The following is a 22622-nucleotide window of genomic DNA, read 5'->3' as shown; positions in this document are numbered from 1 at the left end:
AAAAAAACATTGGCGGATAACTTTAAGTTTCCGCCAATGTTTTTTTACAGAATGTTCTACGATCCGCTTCAGTTATATAACTGTTGTATTTTGTCTAATGCCATAGTGTGGGTAGGATTGAAATGTGTTCCAATCATATATTTCTCCAGGCTGTAACGTAGCTGACGGGCTTCCGGACGTGTATCCTGATCAGTGAGCAAATCTATTCCTGAAACCAGGAGTTTACCTTTTCCTACACTACATTCAAAGATTAAACCCAGGGAACGGGCGGTTACCCAATCATCAATCACTCTTACAATGGGCGGCAATTCCTTCTCCAACGCGTCCAGTTTAATAGCACTTGAATGACTCATCGCATCCCACCATTGCCAGTTGCTGTAATACTGTGTAGGGAAGTCTGCCAATGCAGGGTGTGCAGGATTACATAAAATACCCAGGGTAGTAGGCGGTTGTTTGTTTGTCCATGCGGTATTCCAGAATATAGAAGAGAACCCGATACTGATATCGCCACCCATTGCAGGTTTGACAGTTCCTTTTTTCAATGTCAGCAATACTTTTCCTCCCTGATTTAATTTTTCGATGGCATTGGCATCTAATGTCTGGGTTAGTAATATTTCCCCGGGTGTTTGCGGTAACGCCTGCGGGTAAACGAATATATCCCATTCATTGGTACGTGTACCTATTTTTGTCTTTAAAACAAGACGTTGTGCTTTCTTTACGGTTGCCAGCGTTTGTCTGATAGTGCCCAGCTTAATGCCGTTTCCTATTTCAACAGTCTCTTTTTTAAAGCTGCCGCTAAATAACTGCGCTCCGTTTTCAGATGTAATATTCCAGGTAATGAGTGCATTATTAATTGGAGCGTTGCTGAAATTGGCCACTTCCAGGGGAACAATCAATTCTTCGTTGTTGGTGTAAACCATTTTTGGTAGTCTTGCCAAAGGCACTACCGGAGCGCAGAACTGGCTAAAGCCGGTGGCATTAATATAAGGTTTGGGTTCCCAGAATGGATCTAATACACCTATCAGTGCTGTTCCCTGGCCAGGGAAATCGCTCAGGCTCAGTAGCTGAAAGCCGGCGAATCCGGGGGTACGCAGTGCGGCTTCCACATCTGCTTTGTAACAAAGTGCCTGTAGCTTTCCGGAGGCCATAAAGAAGCTGTCAGCTAAACTGAGCAGGCCATTTTCCTGAAGTTTGTCTCTGAAAATGTCAAAGTTTTTCGGTTTTAATACTCCATCATATTTTTTTATCTCTTTGAAATTCGGGTATACGCACCACTGGCCCACTTCATGGCTGACAACCGGACGATTCCATTTTGAAATAATATTAGTCCAGTCATAATCTGTTCTGGGAGCTTCTTTGTTGATGATACTGGATAAGCCCTGTCCCCATCCCTGAACCCTTGGGTCGGGTGTGTTGTGATAGTTACTGGCTTCCTCTACCGGCCAGCCGGCAGCGGTAGTATACATTCTCCTGGCATCTTTTGCCTTCCAGTAATTGACCAGGTCAACCAGGTATTTCACCTGATTTTTTCCGCTCGGTTCATTGCCATAGGTCATCATTACAAAGGAGGGGTGATTTCCGTATGCTTTCATCATTTTATCGCCTTCTTCATAAACATATTTATCTAAAGGATAGCCATCACCAATAACAGTGGTGCTGCCGCTTGCTTCGCTGGCCCATGCGGAACATTCCACCTGTAAAAATATACCGAGCCTGTCTGCTGCCGTAAACGCCGCTTCCGGAGGGCACCAGGAGTGAAACCTGATGTGGTTCATGCCATAAGCTTTGATCGTCTTAAAGTTCTTCATCCAGCTGGCCACATCGGTTGGCGGATAACCTGTTTTGGGGAACGAGGCGCAATCCAATGTGCCGCGTAAAAATGTAAGCGTGTCATTTATGGTAAACTGGGTGCCGCTGGCTTTAAATTCACGCATCCCAAAGGATATTTTCTGACGATCTGTATTGTTTTGTTTTTGCTCACTGAGGGTTACCTGCATGTCGTACAGGTCCGGATGAAACTCGTTCCATAGTAGTGGGTTGTTACCCATAGGATAGGTAATTGCTATTGTGCTGTCTTTTTCAGGGAGCGTTATTTCCTGCGTCAGGGGTTTGGGCTTCACTGCGCCCGGTTTACCGGGTGTTGCGGCCAGGTCTAGCGTCACTACTTTCCGGGTGCCGGATGTATTTTTTACCTGGATTTTTGCGAGTACGCGTTTGTTCTTAATATCGGGATAAAGTTGCACGTCGGCCAGGAAAACCTGTGGCCTTGCTGTGAGACTTAATTCACCCACCATGCCGTTCCAGTTGCCTTGTGTCTGATCGGACACGCTATGGGCATCGTTGCCCATTTTGATGTCTTTGACGCGGTTGTCGACCCGGATGGTTAAACGGTGAGTACCGGGTAGTAATTTATCACCCAGGTCAAACAGTTGTGGGGTGCCAAGGCTGTTGTCCATACCTATCTTCACATCATCTATCCATACAGTAGTTTCCCAATGGCTTCTCTCTATAAACAGCTGAATATTTTTTCGGTTCCAGGAAGCGGGGATGGTAATTGTTTTTTGATACCAGGCGGCGCCCTTGTAATATTTTTCCGGTTGCAGCCAGAACGGGACCTTTATATTTCCGGGCTGTCTGTATCTGGCATATCCGGCATCTGTAAACCAGGACTTGTCAACCACGTTGCCCGTCCAGGGCGTATTTACGGTGATATTGTCGCCCTTTCCGTTCGTTGTCATTGATCCGGGAAGACGAATGTGATCTTTTAACCCATGATTAAACCATTCATCGGTAATTCCTTTGTCGGACGAATCTGTCTGAAAAGCCCAGGTGCCTGAAAGGTCGATCCGTTGCTCACTTTTTTGTTGTGCCGCTGCCGGAGAAAGTAAGACGGACGCCAGTAAAAGAGATAGTACTGTTGGTGGAAAAGTCTTTTTCATATGCGATGAATAAAAGATGATGATTGTTAATTGTTGCTATACTTTGCACAATAGCCGGTGCGTGGACGCTCCGATGTGAGCGGGATCCAGTTGAAGCACCAGATCAAAGCCTGCCAGCGCTTTTTCATATTGTTCCAGTCCCAGCCATCCTAATCCCATGAGATAATGGCAATTTAACTCGTGGAGTAGTTGTAAGTCCAGGTCAAAGATTTCCAGCTCAGGGAAGGAAACGGCAAAGTAATCCATCTTTACGGTATCAGATAAATGTGTTTGCCCATAAGCGATGAGGTTTTGGAAGATGTTCACAGCTTCTTCGTTGCGGCCTAACTGTTGCAGGGCCAATCCCTGGTAAAAAATTTTATCGGGCTGCTGGTCATTATAAAAAATTGCTTGCGACGGCTCCGCAGATCCGGTAGCGGCCTGCTCCCAGGCGGAGGCAGCTGCCGGTATATCCTGCAGTTTATAATACGTATAGCCGATCAGGTAATCAATATCGTTTTCCCTGGCGCCATATAATTTGCCTTCTCCGATATTTGGAGGATATACCTTTGCCTCCTCTAGCAAGCAAAGCGCCTTGTGGTATTGGGATTCCGCTATCTGCTTTTTTGCCAGCCCGATTTTCAGTTGAATGTATTGGGTAGATACTTTTCCTTCTCCGCCTTCCCATGGATGAAAGTGATGACCAAGTAAAAGTTCCATGGCCAGTTCGTGGTGGCCCGACAGGTGATGCAGGGTAATAAATTCCAGGAAAAGATCGTCCCGTTGATGTACCAGGTCTTTGTGAGTGGTGAGCAGGCGGAGACGGCTGTCTGGCGTTACCCGCATCTTTTTTTGTAACTGATCCAGTTCCAGCAGTATCCGCGCATCGGTTTTGTCGAGCTCAAATGCTTTCTGGTAGTGCTCAACAGCTTTTTCTTTCAGATTGAATTTATTATAATAGGCTAGTCCGAGGTTCCGGTGTACGCCAGGAAACTGATCAAAGATCTGCAAGGAATTTTCCCAGCAGGTTTTGGCATCTTCATACTGACGTTTGTCGTAGAAAAGGTTTCCCAGGTAGTACCATGCTTTATAGTCTTTTGGATGGAGCGTAGTAATTTTTCGGAGTACAATGATATCTTCGAGGCGATTGGGGAAAACGGCATCCGGTGATTGGGCGAATCCTTTGCCAAGATATTCCTGACATTTTTCCTGCCATCCCAGCAATGAGCAGAAAAAGGCGAGATAATAGAAGGTAACCGGATGGGTATCTGTACCGGCAATCCATTCCAGCAGCGATATGGCTTCCGGGATCATGCCTGCATGATAGTAGTCGATGGCCAATTCAATATAATTATGAGCTTCATTTCTCATTAATTCAATCAGCTGTTTCTTCACCTCCGTTGCTTCGGCTGTTTTTCCTTGTGCATCCAGGAGTAGATATCTCTCAAACCCGCTGCCATAGTCAAATTCATCGTATGTTATATTTCCCGTTACCAGCAAAAGCGCCTGTTCCAGGTGACCAGTTTTTCGAAGGGCGGCGGCCTGGATGAGTTTTGCCTGGAGACTGTTGATATTTTTTGCCAGTGATTTTTCTGCAAATGCCAGGGCATCCTGCCAGTGCTGCCGGCTACAGGCAATGGTCGCTAATTTCAGATAGGCGTTATCCTGCCAGGCAGCATTCCAGGCTGCTTTATAAAAGTAGGGGTAGGCGGCATCCTTATTTCCCTGGAAGAAAAGTGACAAGCCCAGGTTATAGAGCGGTTCACCATCAGGTGGGTTGGGATTGTGTAATTGCTGACGCCCGATCGCTTTACGAAAGTAGGCCTCACTGGTTTCAAACTGACCTCTGCGAAGCAGCCATAGTCCCATTGCGTTATTACAGCGCATGTCGCCACTATCGCGGTTCAGGGCTTCCTGGTAGTAATCGGTCGGTGAAAACGTGGCATGGCGGTATTGTTCCAGGTGAAGCCCGGCCAGGTACAGCGATTCGTTGGAGGACAGATCGGCCGGTGCCGGGATAGGAGTAGCCGGTGAAGGTATTTCCTGTTCCGTTTTTTTTATGGGCGAGTAGCTGATCAGTTCCCGGCCGGCGGTATCGCGTACTACCATGCGGAGTGCTGTATCCGGAGTTGCCTGGTTGTTGAGCGGTATGGTTTTATGGTAGGTCAGTGAAGGGGACAGGTTGGTTGCTTCTTTAAACAACAGCTGTTCTTTATGCCAGAGCTCTACGGTTACCACATCCGCTTTCGTGAGGTATACCTGCATCACAGCGGTATTGTTGTCCAGCTCAAAATTGACGATGGCATCTATGCCGGCATTTTTTGCATACCCGATGTTTTTGTAAGGCATGAAATACTGCCGGAATTCTCTTGTTTCATTTGGCATGATCCAGCTGAAATCGGGCTGATTGTCGGTGTATACGCCACACATCAGTTCGAAATAAGGTCCGTCTTCATCTGTGAGCTGTTGATCCCATTTTTTTCCAAAATCTCCTGAACCCCAGGTCCATTGTTTCTTTCCGGGGCTGATGTGATGATCCGCCACATGCATCATACCGGCCTTTTTCCCATGATCATATCCCCCTACGAAGTTAAACTGGCTGTTTACCGCCATATAGGACGTTGGTACCGGGATGTTCTGATATCGTGAAATGTCGGTACCCGGTGAATAATCCACCTTGTAATAAGTGCCGGTGGCGATGGGAAAACTGCTCACATCCCTTTTGCCATGGTCATATACGGCATATACATCGGGAGGAAATACGCTTTGATATTGATCGTTTACTGATACTGCCGGGTTAGCCCACCAGAGGAAAGTTTGAGGAAATGGTGTTTTGTTGTGAAGTTTTGCATGTAATTCAATGTAAGCTTTACCGGGATATAGTGTGAAGCCGAGCGCGCATTTTGTGCGGAACATCTTTTCATATTCATTCACCCAGATGGTCTGACTGCCATCTTCGTTCGATTGAATACTGAAATCTACGGGATCAAATGTAGATGGCCGGTGATGTTGTGGCCAGTTGAATTCGATGCCTCCGCTGATCCACGGGCCGGCGAGGCCTACCAGAGCAGGTTTGATCACCTGGTTATAATAGATGAAATGGTAGTCGTTGGTTTTATCATAGGCCATCTGTATGCGTCCTCCCAGTTCAGGAAGGATCATTACTTTCAGATAGTCGTTTTCCAGGAATAGTGCTATGTATTCTTTGTCTGTTTTTTCATCGTATACCTTATCGATGACGGCATGGGGGTATACCACGCCGCTACTTCCCTGGTATATCCGTTTTTCGAGAAACATGGGATATTTATTCGGTTCACCGGTACGATAAGTAGGAATAATAATATTCTCTTTCCAGGCCTTCACTTTATTGGTCATGATGCTATAGTTTCTTTCGTGTTTAGTGCATTACGGCAGCGTTGCTGTCTCCGCCCAGTAATTTGCCTTTTGTTTCTCTTACAAATTTTAGAATAAAAAGAGCCCCCAGGAGGCAGATAAAGCCGTACAGGTAGAATGTTTTGTCGCCCAACTGCTGAAATAATACCGGGAATGAAACCACCAGTATAAAGTAGGCTGTCCAGAGAAAAAGGATGGCGATAGTGGTGGCCGTGGTACGGATGTTATCAGGAAATATTTCGGCGATGAGTATCCAGGTAACGGGTGCAAGTGTCATGGCATAGATCCCGATAGCCGCGAGTAGCAGCCAGGCTACATCAGGATTTTTTGCGCCGAGCAGCTGCACAATGAACAGGTACACGATGGAGAGGGCGGCGGCGCCAAACAGCATCAGGGGTTTACGTCCCACTTTGTCTACCAGGAGCATGGCAATGATGGTAAATGCTAAGTTGACCACTCCGATGAAAACCGTTTGAAGCAGTTGTGAATCGGCAGAAGCACCGATACGTTCGAATAGTTTGGGGGTATAGTTAAAAACAGTGTTGATGCCACAAAACTGTTGAAAAACTGCCAGTGTAATTCCGGTAAACAGTACCGGCCATACTTTTTTGTTGAGGAGAAGACTTAATGAAGAAGACGTGGCAGCCGGTGCCTGGAAAAGGTGTATCATATCCCTGGCATAGCTGGTATTGCCAATTTTGGTATATACAGCGGCCGCCCGTGCATGGCGGTTTTTCAGGAGTAACCATCTCGGGCTTTCAGGTAATATAAATACCCCGATAAGGAAAACCAAAGAAGGTACTGCGCCCAGTCCGAACATCCAGCGCCAGGCATCGGGGCCGATGTTTCGAAGGGAGTAATTAACAAGATTGGTAATGAAAATGCCCAGTACCATCGTCAGCTGATTGATGGCCATGAGTCGCCCTCTGTAAGCTGCAGGAGCTATTTCTGCTATATATAGCGGAGAAAGCATGGAGGCCATTCCAACACCGATCCCGGCAGCATACCTTGATGCGATGAAGATATTGGCGGAAGGCGCTAACCCCATAGCAAGGGAAGACAACAGGAATACGGCTGCAGCGACCAATAGCCCCGATTTCCGCCCGATTTTATCCGCCAGTATGCCGGCAATCAGACAACCGGTGATGGCTCCTAAAGCCATACTGCCCGTAGCCAGGCCCTCCCAGTAGGTATTCAATCCAAAGTATTTTTGCAGGAAGGGTAATCCGCCTGCTATTACCGCGAAATCAAATCCAAACAAGTAACCGCCCAGTGCCGCTACAATGGAAATGGCTGTTATATATGAATAATTGTAGGAGTAATTTTTCAAAGTGGCTGTTTATTTTGGTTTGCTGCTTCTTACAAAAGTGGGATGTTCTGTTGCGATATCCAATGAAGAAAATCGGGGAAAAGATGGATTTTCTTATGATAGACGGAAAGTTGGTACAGGTTGTTAATTGTTCCGCGAAACTAGTTTACGACCAGATTTTTTTCTTCCTGTAGTCAGCGGGAGATAATCCCATGGCTTTTGAGAAGAAGCGGGAAAAGTAGTAGGGGTCTTCAATCCCCAGGTTAATGGCGATTTCTTTTATTCTCATATCTGTGAACTCCAGGTATTCACATGCCCGTTGTACTTTTAAATAGTTGAAATACTCAATAGGAGAGAAGCCGGTTTTTTGCTTGAAGAGAAAGGAGAAATGCGAGGGTGATAAGTTTACATGCCGGGCCATATCAGCCAGGGTAAGCATATTATGAATATGTTGTTGCATAAAGTCAATTGATCTGTTCACTACATCTGTTCCGGAGGAAACAGGGTCAGATTTGAATTTATCTGCAAACAGGAAAGATGCCAGGAAGTGTTTCAGGCTCATGTTGGCAAAAAGGAAATTCTCTTTGTCGTAACCGCGTTCGAGTTGCCGGAAAATAGCATCGAAGATATCTGTACGTTGCAGGGAGTAACCAACAGATCCTTTTAATATACCGAATTTTTGCATCATCATATTTATGATCTCATCGGCTGCCGTACCTGCGAAATGGATCCAGTAAATAGTCCATGGGGTTGCCGGGTTGGCCCCATAGATGTGTTGTTCATTCTGTGGTACAATAAAAAAATCTCCCGGTAAAATTTCATACTCTTCTCCTTTTACCTTTACATGGCCTTTTCCATCCAGGCAATAGATCAGAATATGTTGTTCTGCGCCCTGATTCCTTTTCCGGTAGTGGAATTCAGCTCTTGGATAGTAACCTATATGGGTAATGTGGATGTCTGCAATTAATGGACTGCTTTCACATTGCAGACGAAGAATTTTCTTTGGAATAACAATAGCTTTTTGCCCGGTGAAGCCGTCCATTTTTTTTAACATTGGTTGCCGTCTTTAAAATTTTATAACGCGGAATCAGGTTGCATGCAATTTAGATTTGCTACGGTATTGCATGTTATATTAACCTGAAATGTAAAATAATACTTCAATAAAAGTATCACAATCAGATAAAAGTCCATGTTATCCCGAACAAAATCCATGCGGAAAGGTTTGCCCTGTGAGAAGAGGCAAAACAACTATTTATTAAGCGGGCACTGACCTATGCTGGTGTGAGTTAGTACGTCAGTACTACTTTTCCGATCGTTTTACCGCTTTCCAGTAACTGGTGCGCCTGTTTTAAGTTTTCTACTGTAAACCCGTCAATGGTGGTGTTGAGGGTAGAAGTTAAAGTGCCGTTGTCCAATAACGTCGCAATATTATCCAGGATATAATGTTGTTCGGATATATCATCGGTTTGAAACATAGCGCGGGTAAACATCAGTTCCCAATGAAAACTGACGCTTTTGCTTTTTAGCTGACGGAGGTTTACCGGTTCCGTTGGATCGCTGATAGAGCCAATGCTGCCCTGAGGCTTTATGAGTTCAGCAAATGCGTTCCAGTATTGATTCAGATCTACAAAATCCAGGATAAAATCTACCTGCTGAAAACCGGCATTCCTGACTTCGTTCACGAGATCTTTATGGTTTACCACCACATCTGCACCTTGTTTTTTACACCATTCCACACTTTCCGGGCGGGAGGCGGTGGCAATTACTTTCAGGCCCGCCACTTTTTTGGCGATCTGTATGGCAATAGAGCCAACGCCACCGGCGCCTCCTATGATCAGGATAGATTTTCCTTTATCTTTTTCATTGATTCTTATCCTGTCGAATAGTATTTCCCATGCGGTTAAAGCGGTTAAGGGCATAGCGGCAGCTGCTGCGGCAGACAAAGAACGAGGTTTGCTACCCACAATTCTCTCATCAACCAGTTGATATTCGGCATTGCAGCCGCTCCTGGTGATGTCGCCGGCATAGAACACCTCATCGCCTTTTTTAAAAAGCGATACCTCGTTACCCACTTCTTCTACCACGCCTACGGCGTCCCACCCGATAATTTTGGGGGTATCCAGTACTTTGTCTTTTGTAGAGTTCTGGCGTATCTTAAAATCTACCGGGTTGATGCTGATCGCTTTTATTTTTACCAGGAGATCTCTGCCTGTGGGTGCAGGTACTTCCGTTTCAAATGCGATAAAACTATCTTTTTCGCTGAGGGGGAGCGAGGTTTTGAATCCTATTGCCTTCATAATAATGTATTTAAATCTGAGATAGTGTAATGCCCGGGACTTTTCAAACAGCAGGGTGTTACTACCGGGATTTACCGTATTAAGGTATAACAAAAGCGGGGCTTCTCCGCAAGGAATATTCAGGAAGGGGAGATGCCGGTAGGTGTAGTGACTACCGGCATCTGTGTACTATAAGGATCGTTTATTTACCGCTAAACAGCCAGGCAGCCAGTTTGTAGTTCCAGTCGAAATAAGCGGCCGGTGGCGCCTGCTGTACGTTGTAAACGAATAAGGGTACCTGGGCTTCGTAGGTGGAACCGTGACTGCGGTAGGTATCGGGCAGTTGTTCATAGGCGTGGCCATTTAGCTCGCCAAATACTGTATTAATATCGCCTAATACCATGAAGTCACCTATTCTTCCGGGCAGCAGGTGAAACCGCGTTGCGGCTTCGGATTTGGTTAATACAGCGTCTACACCTTTGAGGGCCGACAATGTGCTGCGGACACCGGCTGAGTCACTGCTTTTTAGCAGGTAAACATAGGCAGCGCCACCAAGGCCTTTGTGGTGTTTTACATATTTGTCTTTTTCCGGGCTGATCACGATCTTAACAGGTGTCTGCTTTTCTGCGCAGACTTTTTGCAGGTCCCAGGCCTGTGTTTTGTGGTTCATCCCATGATCAGCGGTAAGCAGGATAGCGGCATCCGGCGCTGTTTGATGAAGTTGGGCAATGCGGCGGTCTATCTCCGACAGGAAAGTTTTAACGCTATCATTGTCCGGAGGCCACATGTGCATGGGATAATCAGTCGTATGGATATAAACGAGTTTTACTTCGGGCTTATTTTTTAGCAGGTTGTTGGCAGCATCCATTAGCTCATAGTTGATTTCCCTGCTGTAAACACCCGACAGGGCAGGGGGATGCTCCCATTTCACTTGTCCGCCGGCAATCCCTTCCGGGCACAGGGTATAGTCGGCATATTTCCCCAGCAGGTCGATCGTTTTTTGTTTTACAGAGAGCAAGGCGGAGGGAATACCAAGACGATGCGCGCGCTCAAACACCGATGGCGTCAGTATAAGTGAGGGATCTTCAATATATTCTTCTGCCTCTTGCCGCTCATTAAAGAATACGTTTCCGGTAATGCCATTTTGCGCAGGAGTGCTGCCGGTGGCAATAGAGATATTGTTGACGTTCGTTACCGCAGGCATCAGGGAAGGAACGATCTTGTAGATCCCCTGTTGTTCCATTTGTTGCAGGAAGGGCATGGCGGCATTTCTGTAGTATTGTTCGCCAAAGCCGTCCATCATAATAATAATGACACGCTGCCGGGCAAATATGTTTTGGGCATGTAACAGGGGCGCATTCGCCAGCAGGGAAGCAAAGGCGCCAAGAAGGAAACTGTTTTTCATCTTGCAGAGAGATTTAATTTATGCTGCAAAGCTAGGCAGGGAAGGGGCCCAGGCAAAGCGAAAAAAAGTTATGGAGTATGCCAGAATTTCGTGCCGGATAGTTTCTTCCGGATATGTTTCCTTAATTCCAGGAAAGGGAAATTATTCCTGGTAATGAAATACACTGCAATGGGGATCTGTAGCTCCGGGCAATTGATTTTTACATATGTTTTGCTCCAGGAGCTATTGTGATAATAAAAATCGGAGATAAATTGCAGCGCATGCTGCGTTTTGCATAGCTGATCGGTTAACTCATCATTCTTCCCCGTTTGTTTTACATTCTGCAGCTTCAAGTGATGTTCTGAAAGAAATTGTTCTACGGCGGCCCTGGTAGAAGAGCCTTTTTCCCGGAGGCAAAACAGGTAAGGAATGTCTTTCAGGGACACGGTATTATTTGCTAAGGGGTGATCATGGAGGGCATATAAGGAGATGTTGTCCCGGAAAATCAATTCTTTGCTGATGTGATCGGGGATCATTCCGGATACAATGCCACAATCCAGTTCTCCCTGGTCTACTGCGTTTAATACTTCCGCGGAGTTGTTGGTGACTACGTCATATTTCAGTTCCGGGAAGGACTGTGTCAGGGAATCGAGCAGTCTGTTCATTACCAGTTTCGAGTGGGCTCCGCCCGAACCTATCTGTAATACAGCAGCAGTATGCGGTGCGCGCAGTAGTGCTAGCAGGTCTGTAAATTCATCATTTGCCTGCAGCAGTTTCTCTGCCAGTCCGGCCAGTTGTGCTGCCTGTGCAGTAGCCTTGATGTTGTTGCCGGTGGAGGTAACCAATTGAAGGTTCCATTCGGATTCCAGGCTTTTAATAATTTTGCTGACAGCAGAAGGTGTGATAAAGAGATGTTTGGACGCGGTTTTATAGCTGTTTGTTTTGCATACTTCAGAAAGTACTTTTATCTTGAATAAATTCAGAATTTTGGTGTGCATACCCCGTTTTTTTGTGACTGGTCAGATGGCAGTCCTTGCGGCATAAGTTACAAATAAACCTTTGGATAGGCAAAATGGTAAATTCGTATTGATGGCATCATTCACCGCAGTTGCCGGGACCAGGCGCTAAAAACAGCTGAAATCTGTATAAACTAGGTTATATTTAAACGATATAGCATCTTTGCATCAGGCGAATACCAAAATATGTGCTCCTCAAAACTCAAAACAGGGTCCATTCATGAAAGAAGATAAAGAACTAGTTGGTGTAAAGGAAATTGCGAGACGTGCGAAAGTGTCCATCGGAACGGTAGACCGGGTATTGCATAACCGGACCGGGGTTTCACAGAAAACCAGGGATAAGGTGCTGGCGATTGTAGAAGAACTGGAGTATCAGCCGAATATACTGGCGAGGCGACTGGCCTCAAAAAAGCTGCTTAAAATAGCGGTGCTGATCCCATCGGTATCGGCGGAAACCCAGTACTGGAAAGCGCCATTAAACGGCATCCTGGAGGCTGGGGTAGAGGTAAAGCCATACGGCATAACGATAGAGCAGTATTTTTTTGATCAGAATGATAAAAACACTTTTGTGAAACAGGCTGCCGCTATATTGGCCAACAAGGCGGATGCAGTGTTGCTGGCGCCCATGTTTATGAAGGAGTCTGAAACATTTGCGGACAACTGTAAAAAGCTGGGCATTCCTTATGTATTCATTAACTCCGATATCCCCAATCATAACAGCCTGTGTTATATCGGGCCGGACCTGTTCCACAGCGGTTCTTTAGGAGCGCATCTGATGAGCTATCTCGTAACGAAGGGCGACCAGATACTGATTGTCAATATTTCAAAAGAGATGGATAGCCTGCACCATTTGCTTCGTAAGGAAGAGGGCTTCAGGGCATATTTCAAAAAGAATAAGCTGCACAACCAGATCCTGAAAAAGGATATCCGCACTACCAATTATGCTGCGGTGAAAAAGGAGCTGGCTAAAGAACTGGATAACCAGGCAGTGAAAGCCATTTATGTATCAAATTCCCGCGTATCGTCTGTGGCGAGATACCTGAAAGAATCCGGCAGGAAGGATATTAAATTGATCGGCTACGATTTCCTGGATGATAATATCAATTACCTGAAAGATGGCTACATAGAGTTCCTGATCAGCCAGAAACCAAAGGAGCAGGGCTACCGGGGCATCATGGTGTTATACAATCACCTGGTGCATGCCGCCAGTTTCGATAAGGCTTATTATATGCCGATTGATATTATTACCCGCGAAAATTATCTCTTCTATAATAATTAATCACCTTATTCCAGGTCTGCTTTATTTCAAAATAAATTTGATAAAGTGAAATTAATCTTTAAATTCGTGTACGTTACCGGAAAATAAAAAAGCTACGAATTCAGGTAATTTCACGGAAGAACGAACCAAACTGTAATCATTTTACGTGTACGTAAACGGAGTTTAAGAAATCTGCTGCAAAAAGTGGGTTAGTAATGTAGTGTCCGCGATTATCAACCAATCAAGTATGAACAAAACAACTATTGCCAATCCAGCCAGGTATTTATCGCTCGATGTATTAAGAGGCCTGACCATCGCGCTGATGATTGTGGTGAACTCGCCAGGATCATGGAATGCCGTGTATGCGCCATTGGCACATTCGCCCTGGCATGGGTTTACATTAACCGACCTGGTATTTCCTACTTTCTTATTTGTAGTGGGAAATGCCCTGGCTTTCAGCATGAAAAGATATGAAGGTCCCGGTCAGCAGCAAGCTTTCCTGCTAAAGGTTTTCAAGCGTACTATTATTATTTTCTTAATCGGATTATTACTCAACCAGTTTCCTTTTATTGTATTCAGGGAGGGACGCTGGATCGCAAAGCCCTGGGACAGTGTACGGATTTTTGGTGTACTGCAACGTATTGCCATCTGCTACTGTATCGCCTCCCTGATGATTTTCTATTTCTCTAAAAGAATGAATCTGATCTTATCGGGTGTGATCCTGCTGGGATATTGGGCCTGCCTGTATTATGGCGGTGATCCCGCTGATCCCTATGGCCTGGCGGGGAACGCGGCACTTAAATTTGACCTGCTGTTATTTTCTCCGAAGAATCTTTACCATGGCTTCGGACAGCCCTTTGAGCCGGAAGCGGTGCTGAGTAACTTTCCGGCAGTAGTAAATGTGCTGGCGGGCTATTTCGCCGGTAAAGCACTGCTTGAAAATAAGCCGGGAACGGTAAAGTATTTAATGATCACTGGCGCATCAGCTGTATTGATCGCATGTTTGTGGCATTTGATATTTCCCATCAACAAACCCCTGTGGACCAGTAGCTATGTGTTGCTCACCGTAGGGCTGGACCTACTCCTGCTGGCTTTCCTGGTGTTAGTCATCGATCAGTGGAAAGCAGATAAATGGACAAAGTTTTTTGTAGTTTTCGGGAAGAATGCCCTGTTCATTTATATATTAGCCTGGACCATCGGAAGCATGTCCAATTTTGTGCGCGTGGAGGGTATGTCATTATCCCGTTTTAATTACGAAGTCATTTTCTCGTCCTGGCTCAATCCTTATAATGCCTCTCTTTTATACGCGGTCACCTATATGTTGTTTATCTGGGTGCTGGCTTATATCATGGATCAAAAAAGAATTTATATAAAGGTATAGCCAGTAAATGGCATCAACCACCACGAAATTATGTTGAACTATCATTTTATTTCCGTGCTGAAAAAACGCTTTACGATCATGACGTTTTTCTTCATGATCGCCTTTTACAGTTCCGGTAATGCGCAAAACGAATTCCCGGTACGTGCGTTTCATATTGATCTGCGTATCCAGGTGATGAAAATGTCTGCCCTCAAGGCTTTCGCCCTGAAATTAAGTAAGGGGGGCATCAATACCATCATCATGGAATGGGAGGCCAATTACCCTTTTGTGAAACATGCCGTTATTTCCGGCCGTTATCATTACACGCAGGAGGAAGTCAGATCATTTGTCAGTTATTGCAGCAGTATCGGCATCGATGTGATACCGTTGCAGCAGAGTTTCGGGCATGTGGAGTATATCCTGAAACATTATCGCTACGCGGATTTAAGAGAAGATCAGAAAGATTATTCGCAGATAAATCCGCTAAAGGAAGAAGAAGCAAAGGCCTTGTTTACGGATCTTTTCAAAGAGATGATCAGTACACATGCTTCTCCCTATATCCATATCGGGGGAGATGAAACGTACCTGTTAGGACATTCGGAGGCTTCCCGGGAAAAGGTAAAGAAAGTGGGCATGGCCCGTTTATATGGAGATTACATCGGCATGATCTGCAACATTGTAGTGAGCCTCGGCAAGCGGCCGGTGTTATGGGCGGATATTGCGATGAAATATCCGGAGGCTTTGAAGCTATTGCCAAAGGAAACGATATTGGTGGACTGGAACTATGGCTGGGACCTCAATCGCTTTGGCGACCATCAAAAACTGATGTCCTATGGATTTGAGATCTGGGGCGCCCCGGCATTGAGGAGTCATCCGGATAATTATTTCCTGACCGACTGGAGTAAGCATTTTAAAAATATCGCCGATTTTATTCCGCAATCTGCAAAGCTGGGTTATAAAGGCATGGTAATGACCTCCTGGTCTACCTCCGGCGTGTATTCCCCGGTTTTTGAAACCGATCGGGATATCTATTACCTGCATGCCATCCGGCATGTATATCCCTTAACCGGGTTTAATATATTGGCAGATGCCTACCTGTATAGCCTGAACCATGGGCTGCAGTTAAATCCCCGTGAATTTATTGAACGCTATGCTACCACGCAATATGGATTGAATGGAACCGATGCAAAATTATTCCGCACTGCGCTAACGGTAAAACCGGTGGAAATTGTGCAGGGAAAAATTATGGATAGTCCGCTCAGTATTTCTCAATTAGTGGATTCAGCCGCACAGGTAGCGGAGATCTTCAAAACGTTGAAACCTGTAAAAAATATCCCTGAATTTGAGCATTACCGTTTAATGTCGGATATCAGGCTGCAATACCTGAAATACATGAAAGTAGAAATGGCTTTTAATGCGGATAGCTTTAATGCCGCCATGATACCGGGTTTACTAAAAGAGCTGAAAGCACTCGATACAGATGGCATTGATGAGCGTTTCATCCGGCTCAACCAGGATAGTTACTATCTCCCGGAATTAAAAGAAGAGAATAAGCTGAGGAACGAGAAAATAAAGGCGCTGTACGAAACCCTTTCTTCCAACCGATAACACTATGGGGCAACAAAAAACAATTCCTTTACAGGCAAACAGCGGATGGGGCCCGATCGCCATCATTGCGGGGTTATTCTTTGTTTTCGGATTTGTCACCTGGATCAATGCCATCCTGATCCCGTACTTTAAGATTGCCTGCGAGTTGAATAACCTGCAATCTTACCTGGTGGCATTTGCTTTTTATATTTCCTACCTGGTGTTTGCGGTGCCTTCCTTTATGCTGCTGGAAAGAGTGGGTTTTAAAAGAGGTATGATGACCGGGTTCTGGATCATGGCAGCGGGCGCGTTTATTTTTGTACCGGCTGCCTATACCCGCACGTACGAACTGTTTCTGCTGGGACTATTCACCCTTGGCGCCGGTCTGGCTATTCTGCAAACGGCGGCCAATCCCTACATCACCATATTGGGGCCAAAGGAAAGCGCCGCCAGAAGGTTCAGCATCATGGGCATCTGTAATAAACTGGCTGGCATTATTGCTCCCTTATTATTTGCGGCGGTGATACTCCGGCCCACGGATACACAGCTGTTTAAAGAACTCGGAGGGATGTCGTCGTCTGCCAGGGCGCTGGTGCTGGATGGGCTGGCGCAGCGTGTAGTCGTGCCGTATACCGTAGTAGGAATTATTTTAGGTGTATTGGGTTTCTTTGTACGCTTCTCCTCTTTACCGGAAATTGATACGGATCAGGAAAGCGCGGAGGTGGCCGCCATCACCTCCGGAAAGAAACATATCCTTGAGTTTCCGCACCTGGTGCTGGGGGCGATCGCCATTTTTTTACATGTCGGTTCCCAGGTGCTTGCGGTGGATACCGTGATTGGTTATGCGCATTCTATGGGAATTTCGCTACCGGAGGCAAAGGCATTTCCGTCTTATACCCTTGCTGCAACGATGATCGGTTATGTGCTGGGCATTTCGCTGATTCCAAAATACCTGAGCCAGCTGCTCGCCCTCCGGATCTGCACTTTTGCGGGTGTGGTACTTACTTTCCTGATCATTTATACAAACGGGAACGTGGTTTTATTCGGACATCATACGCATATCTCTATCTGGTTTGTCGTGCTGCTGGGCTTTGCCAATTCGATGATCTGGGCGGGTATATGGCCGCTGGCGATGGACGGACTCGGACGATTCATTAAAATAGGCGCTTCCATCCTCATCATGGGCCTGAGCGGAAACGCCGTACTGCCACTGATCTATGGCTACCTGGCCGATCGCTACAATGTACGTGGCGCCTACTGGGTATTATTGCCCTGCTATATGTACCTGTGCTTCTATGCACTTTATGGGTATAAGCTGAAGTCGTGGCGAAGTACAAAACGATTGTCGATGGAATGATCAATAGCTGAAAAAAAATACCAGGGTAATTCCCGTCAACGTTCCTGATTTTCCTGAATCCCACCACCGGGATTTTATTTTGACCTTATTCCGTGTACGTTAACGGTGTGACCGACATTTATTAACCAAAATTAAATTTATCAGACATGAACCTTTACCTGATGCCACTAAAAAGGATGGTGTCCATGCTCTTGCTGCTGCCGGCCGCATTCATCACTGTTGATGCACAGCACAAACTCCTCACGGGGAAGATAACAGACACGGACACAAAAGAGGCTGTCATAGGCGCCTCCGTAAAAGTTAAAAATTCGGCTACCGGCACCGTTTCTGATGCGCAGGGCATCTTTAAACTGGAAGTTCCCGGCGACGTGGTGCTGGAAATTACCAGTCTTGGATACAAGGCGCAGGAAGTGAAAGCCATTCCCGGAGAATGGCTGCAGATAAGCATGAGCGCTATCAACAAGGCGTTGTCTGAAGTAGTGGTAGTGGGATATGGTACCGCAAAGCGATCCGATATTACCGGTTCGGTAGCATCCGTACCCAAAGACCGGTTGTCGCAGCTGCCGGTAGGCAACGTGATGTCGGCCATCCAGGGTGCGGTAGCGGGGATCAATATTTCTACCAGCACCAACGTACCCGGTAAATCGCCCGGTGTACTGGTAAGAGGCGTAAATACCATTAACGGGCAAACAGACCCGCTCATCGTTATCGATGGCATTCCGTTTGAAAACGGCTCTTTAAGCGATATTGCGCCCTCCGATATCGCATCTGTAGATATCCTGAAAGATGTATCCGCCGTAGCCATTTACGGTACCAGGGGCGCCAATGGCGTTATTCTGATCACTACGAAAAGAGGTAAAACAGGGAAGGCGGCTATCACTTTTAATACTTACGCCGGTTATGAAGACTTCGCCCATAAGTTAAAGCCCATGGGACCTGATGAATATGTACAGAAATATGCGGACTATAAGGAACAGGCTGGAGTAGACAATAATTTCAAAGTCCCGAATCTCTATGAACAGCAGAATTATGCCACCGGTACTACCACCAACTGGCTGGATAAAATATCGCAGGAAGGCTTTATACAGGACCATACGTTAAGTATCTCCGGCGGTAACCAGGATGTAAAGTACTATGTGTCCGGCGACTATTTCAGCCAGAAAGGTGTTATCAAAGGCTATCAGAATAAACGCGCCAGCATACGTTCCAATATCGATGCCACCCTCACGGATTATTTAAGTGCCGGCGTTAATCTCTATCTGACGGCTAACAATTCCGACGGTGGCCGCGCCAATTTAAAACAGGCATCAGAGGTAAGTCCTTATGGCCGGTTCACCAATCCGGATGGCACTTACGCCATCTTCCCCATGGAAGGCGAACAGGCCATCCAGAGTCCGATGCTTTCCACGCTCAATATCCGCAATGAACGCCGGCAGAATATTATCAGTAACGTATACGTGGAGCTGAAGCCATTTAAAGGCCTGAAATACCGGGTAAACGCCGCTTATACCTATACACCCACACAGTTCCAGAATTACGAAGGACGCCTGGCCGGCAATACGGTTGGCGGAACAGCCAATGTGGCAAACTCAGACCGTAAGAAATGGATAGTAGAAAATATACTGACGTATCAGAAAGACTGGACCCAAAGCCATCTGGATGTGACCGGACTTTACAGTGCCCAGGAAGATAAATATTTCTCTTCCTCCACTACTGCTTCGGGTTTTATCAACGATGTGCTGGGCTTTGATAACCTGCAGGGTGCTTCCACCGTATCAGGATCTTCTGAGGCGATAAAAACCAATATGGTGTCGCAGATGCTGCGGGTGAACTATACGTACAACAGCAAGTACCTGTTTACCGCCACCGCGCGCCGCGACGGCTATTCGCCTTTTGGCGCCAGCACCAATAAATATGGTTTGTTTCCTTCCGTTGCCTTAGGCTGGAATATCAGCAATGAGCCATTTATGCAAAACCTGAAATTCATCAACAACTTAAAACTGCGCGGTTCCTATGGTATTTCCGGGAACCAGTCGGCCGTGATCCCGACTTCTACTATTTCTACTTTTAAAACTACCTCTATTCCGTTGAACGGAAAACCTGCTACCGGCGTTATTGCTGATCTGCTGGGCAACCAGGATCTGAAATGGGAGAGTACCTATGGCGGAAATATCGGGATCGATTTCTCGCTGTTCGACAACCGGGTGGGCGGTACCATCGAAACTTACAATACCCGCACAAAAGACCTGGTGCTGTACCGCGCCTTACCAACGGTTACCGGCTATACGGAAGTAGTATCAAACATCGGGAAAGTGGCCAACAGGGGACTGGAAATAACACTCCGGACACAGAACATTACCAATGCTGCTTTTAAATGGGAAACGAACCTGAACTTCTCTACCAACAGGAATAAGATCGTTGACCTGTATGGTGATAAAAAAGACGACAGGGGCAACCGCTTATTTATCGGGCAACCGGTGAACGTGATTTATGATTACGTATTACAGGGTATCTGGCAGGAGGGCGAAGATCCTTCCAGCCAGGACCCCGGCGCTACACCCGGCGATCTTAAATTCGCAGATCTTGATGGTAACAAAACCATCAGCTCCGACGGAAAGGACCAGCGGGTGATCGGGCAAACCATTCCCAAATGGACGGGTGGGATCACGAATACCTTCCACTACAGGAATTTTACGCTCAATATCTTCATACAAACAGCACAGGGTATTACCACCAACAATAATGCGATAGATTTTAAGGATTTTGGTGGAAGACAAAACCTGCCCAGTGGCTTAGGTTACTGGACAGCCGCCAACAAAAGCAACGTCCGGCCTAAACTGACCTATGTGAATTACCGTCACTACGGGTATGCAGAAGACGCCAGCTATACCCGCATCAAAGATGTTACACTGAGCTATCTGTTTCCAAAGAACCTGGTGGAGAGATGGCATCTGGGCGGCCTGAGTGCCTACGTGAGCGGCAGAAATCTCGCCACCTTTACCAGTTGGTTTGGCTGGGATCCGGAGGCTGGCTACGGCGCTAGCGGGGATACGCAGGATAACTATCCGCTGGTACGGACATTCATCATAGGTGCTAACATCACATTACGCTAATAATACGGATATGAAAACGATAAAAATAGCTATCGCGATATTTTCAGCAGCAGTGTTGGTACTGCCGGCTTGTAAAAAGAGTTTTCTCAATGAGAAAGTTTATACGAAGTTTACGCCCGAAGCGCTGAACGACTCGCTTGCTTTTGAGGCCAGCATTGTAGGTTTGCAAAGCCAGTATTCCTTGTGGAATACCATGAACGAGGACCGCAACGGTAACCAGGGCTTCCTGGCCGTATGGCAGATGGGAACAGATGTAGCGTATAACAAAGCGCCCGATGACATCGACCCCGTTGCCATTCCTTATACCAACTATGAGAAGCTGACTTCAAGAGATATTTCAGCGGAGTTTGTGTGGAAATGGGCATATAATATCATCAACAACGCCAATGTGGTGATTGCGAATATTGATAAGCCCTCCATTCCGCTGGGCAACTCTTTCCGCAGCCGTATTAAAGCGCAGGGCATGTTTTACAGGGCCCTGGCCTATAATTACCTGGCTACTCTTTTTGGAGGGGTGCCTATCACCATAGCGCCACTGACAGCACCAAAGACGGATTTTGTAAGGGCGCCATTGAAAGACGTAAATGACCTGATTGTAAGTGACCTGAATTTTGCCAAAGTGAATCTTCCTTCGATTGATGACCTGGTGTCGAAGTCGCTCCCAAATAAAGCCATGGCCTCCCAACTCCTGGCAGAAGCCTATCTGCGTATAGGCGGCAAGGATGCCGAAGCAGAAGCCGAATGCAATACCATCATCAGCAGCGGTGATTTTAGCCTGATTCAAAACCGTTACGGCGTAAAGGCCTCCCAACCCGGCGATCCTTATGCGGATATGTTTATTTTCGGTAACCAACGGCGGGTGCAGGGGAATACAGAAGCCATCTGGGTAGAGGAAACAGAAAACCCGGCATCTGTACCCAATGGCGCCGGGCCGGATGTAGACGGCCGCTTCCCGGATTATCATTTTACAGGATCACAGCATCGCAGGGTGTGGGGCAGCCGCTATTACAATACGCCCGGTATGCTTTTATGTGATAGTCTTGGTGGGCGCGGGATCAGCCGTATCGCTTTAACTTACTTCGTGCTGAACTTATACCCCGCCGGCGACATGCGTAATTCCCAATACAACCTGCGGAGGAAATACTATTACAACAATCCGTCTTCCCCCAATTATGGTCAACTGGTGGCTGGTCCGGGTGTAGACACCAACCGGAACATTGTGCCTAAAACCAATAAATGGGACCAGTTTGATCCGAACGATACATTTGGCAGCAGTATGATCAAGGATTTTATCATTATGCGGTTAGGCGAAACTTATCTCTTGCTTGCAGAGGCCCGCTTTAAACAAGGGAATAAAAGCGGCGCTGCCGAAAGTATCAATGTGCTGAGAAAGCGGGCAAAAGCACCTGAAGTAACCGAAGCAATGATTACGATGGACTTTATCCTGGATGAAAGGGCGAGGGAACTGATCGCAGAAGAAAACCGCCGTATGACTTTAATGCGTACCGGTACCTTATTGCAAAGAGTGGTAAACAGAGGTCAGAAGATCACCGGTATCTCCGCCACCAACCTGCTGCTGCCTATTCCGCAATCGGAAATTGATCTGAATAAAGATGCCGTGCTGGAACAGAACCCTGGCTATTAGAAGATG

At 46.5% G+C, this 22622-nt stretch carries 13 protein-coding genes; 6 read left to right on the top strand and 7 right to left on the bottom strand.

What is annotated here, in order from left to right; all coding sequences use genetic code 11:
• Positions 1-68 precede the first annotated feature (68 nt).
• The 7 genes from BMW79_RS21325 to BMW79_RS21295 form a co-directional block, all read right to left on the bottom strand.
• Positions 69-2939, bottom strand: a complete 2871-nt coding sequence (locus BMW79_RS21325; protein ID WP_089897895.1) for a sugar-binding domain-containing protein — start codon at positions 2937-2939, stop codon at positions 69-71.
• Between the two features lie 36 nt (positions 2940-2975).
• Complete coding sequence (locus BMW79_RS21320) at positions 2976-6293, bottom strand: DUF5107 domain-containing protein (protein WP_089897893.1); 3318 nt, start codon at positions 6291-6293, stop codon at positions 2976-2978.
• 22 nt (positions 6294-6315) lie between these two features.
• The gene (locus BMW79_RS21315) at positions 6316-7641 is read right to left on the bottom strand and encodes a sugar porter family MFS transporter (protein WP_089897891.1); all 1326 of its coding nucleotides are present in this window, start codon (positions 7639-7641) and stop codon (positions 6316-6318) included.
• Between the two features lie 145 nt (positions 7642-7786).
• Complete coding sequence (locus tag BMW79_RS21310; protein WP_089897889.1) at positions 7787-8674, bottom strand: helix-turn-helix domain-containing protein; 888 nt, start codon at positions 8672-8674, stop codon at positions 7787-7789.
• A gap of 232 nt (positions 8675-8906) precedes the next feature.
• Positions 8907-9917 (bottom strand): zinc-binding alcohol dehydrogenase family protein, encoded by a 1011-nt coding sequence (locus tag BMW79_RS21305; protein ID WP_089897887.1) that lies wholly within the window; start codon positions 9915-9917, stop codon positions 8907-8909.
• Positions 9918-10098: 181 nt separating this feature from the next.
• Entirely contained in the window at positions 10099-11301 is a 1203-nt protein-coding gene (locus BMW79_RS21300) for an alkaline phosphatase family protein (protein WP_089897885.1), read from the bottom strand.
• 68 nt (positions 11302-11369) lie between these two features.
• Entirely contained in the window at positions 11370-12278 is a 909-nt protein-coding gene (locus tag BMW79_RS21295; RefSeq protein ID WP_089897883.1) for a LysR family transcriptional regulator, read from the bottom strand.
• Positions 12279-12516: 238 nt separating this feature from the next.
• On the opposite strand from BMW79_RS21295, the gene BMW79_RS21290 reads away from it, so the two are divergent.
• The 6 genes from BMW79_RS21290 (at position 12517) to BMW79_RS21265 (ending at position 22616) form a co-directional block, all read left to right on the top strand.
• On the top strand, positions 12517-13575 hold the full coding sequence (locus BMW79_RS21290) for a LacI family DNA-binding transcriptional regulator (protein WP_089897880.1): 1059 nt from the start codon (positions 12517-12519) through the stop codon (positions 13573-13575).
• 226 nt (positions 13576-13801) lie between these two features.
• The gene (locus BMW79_RS21285) at positions 13802-14935 is read left to right on the top strand and encodes an acyltransferase family protein (RefSeq protein WP_089897878.1); all 1134 of its coding nucleotides are present in this window, start codon (positions 13802-13804) and stop codon (positions 14933-14935) included.
• Between the two features lie 30 nt (positions 14936-14965).
• On the top strand, positions 14966-16522 hold the full coding sequence (locus tag BMW79_RS21280; protein WP_218150400.1) for a beta-N-acetylhexosaminidase: 1557 nt from the start codon (positions 14966-14968) through the stop codon (positions 16520-16522).
• Between the two features lie 4 nt (positions 16523-16526).
• A complete protein-coding gene (locus BMW79_RS21275) occupies positions 16527-17858 on the top strand; it encodes a sugar MFS transporter (RefSeq protein ID WP_089897876.1) in 1332 nt (443 codons plus the stop codon).
• Between the two features lie 146 nt (positions 17859-18004).
• The gene (locus BMW79_RS21270; protein ID WP_089897874.1) at positions 18005-20971 is read left to right on the top strand and encodes a SusC/RagA family TonB-linked outer membrane protein; all 2967 of its coding nucleotides are present in this window, start codon (positions 18005-18007) and stop codon (positions 20969-20971) included.
• A 10-nt stretch (positions 20972-20981) separates the two neighbouring features.
• A complete protein-coding gene (locus tag BMW79_RS21265; protein ID WP_089897872.1) occupies positions 20982-22616 on the top strand; it encodes a RagB/SusD family nutrient uptake outer membrane protein in 1635 nt (544 codons plus the stop codon).
• Positions 22617-22622: the final 6 nt, after the last annotated feature.

The sequence above is a fragment of the Chitinophaga arvensicola genome (assembly GCF_900110835.1).
GTDB lineage: Bacteria > Bacteroidota > Bacteroidia > Chitinophagales > Chitinophagaceae > Chitinophaga > Chitinophaga arvensicola.
This window is presented reverse-complemented; position numbering and strand designations above follow the sequence as displayed.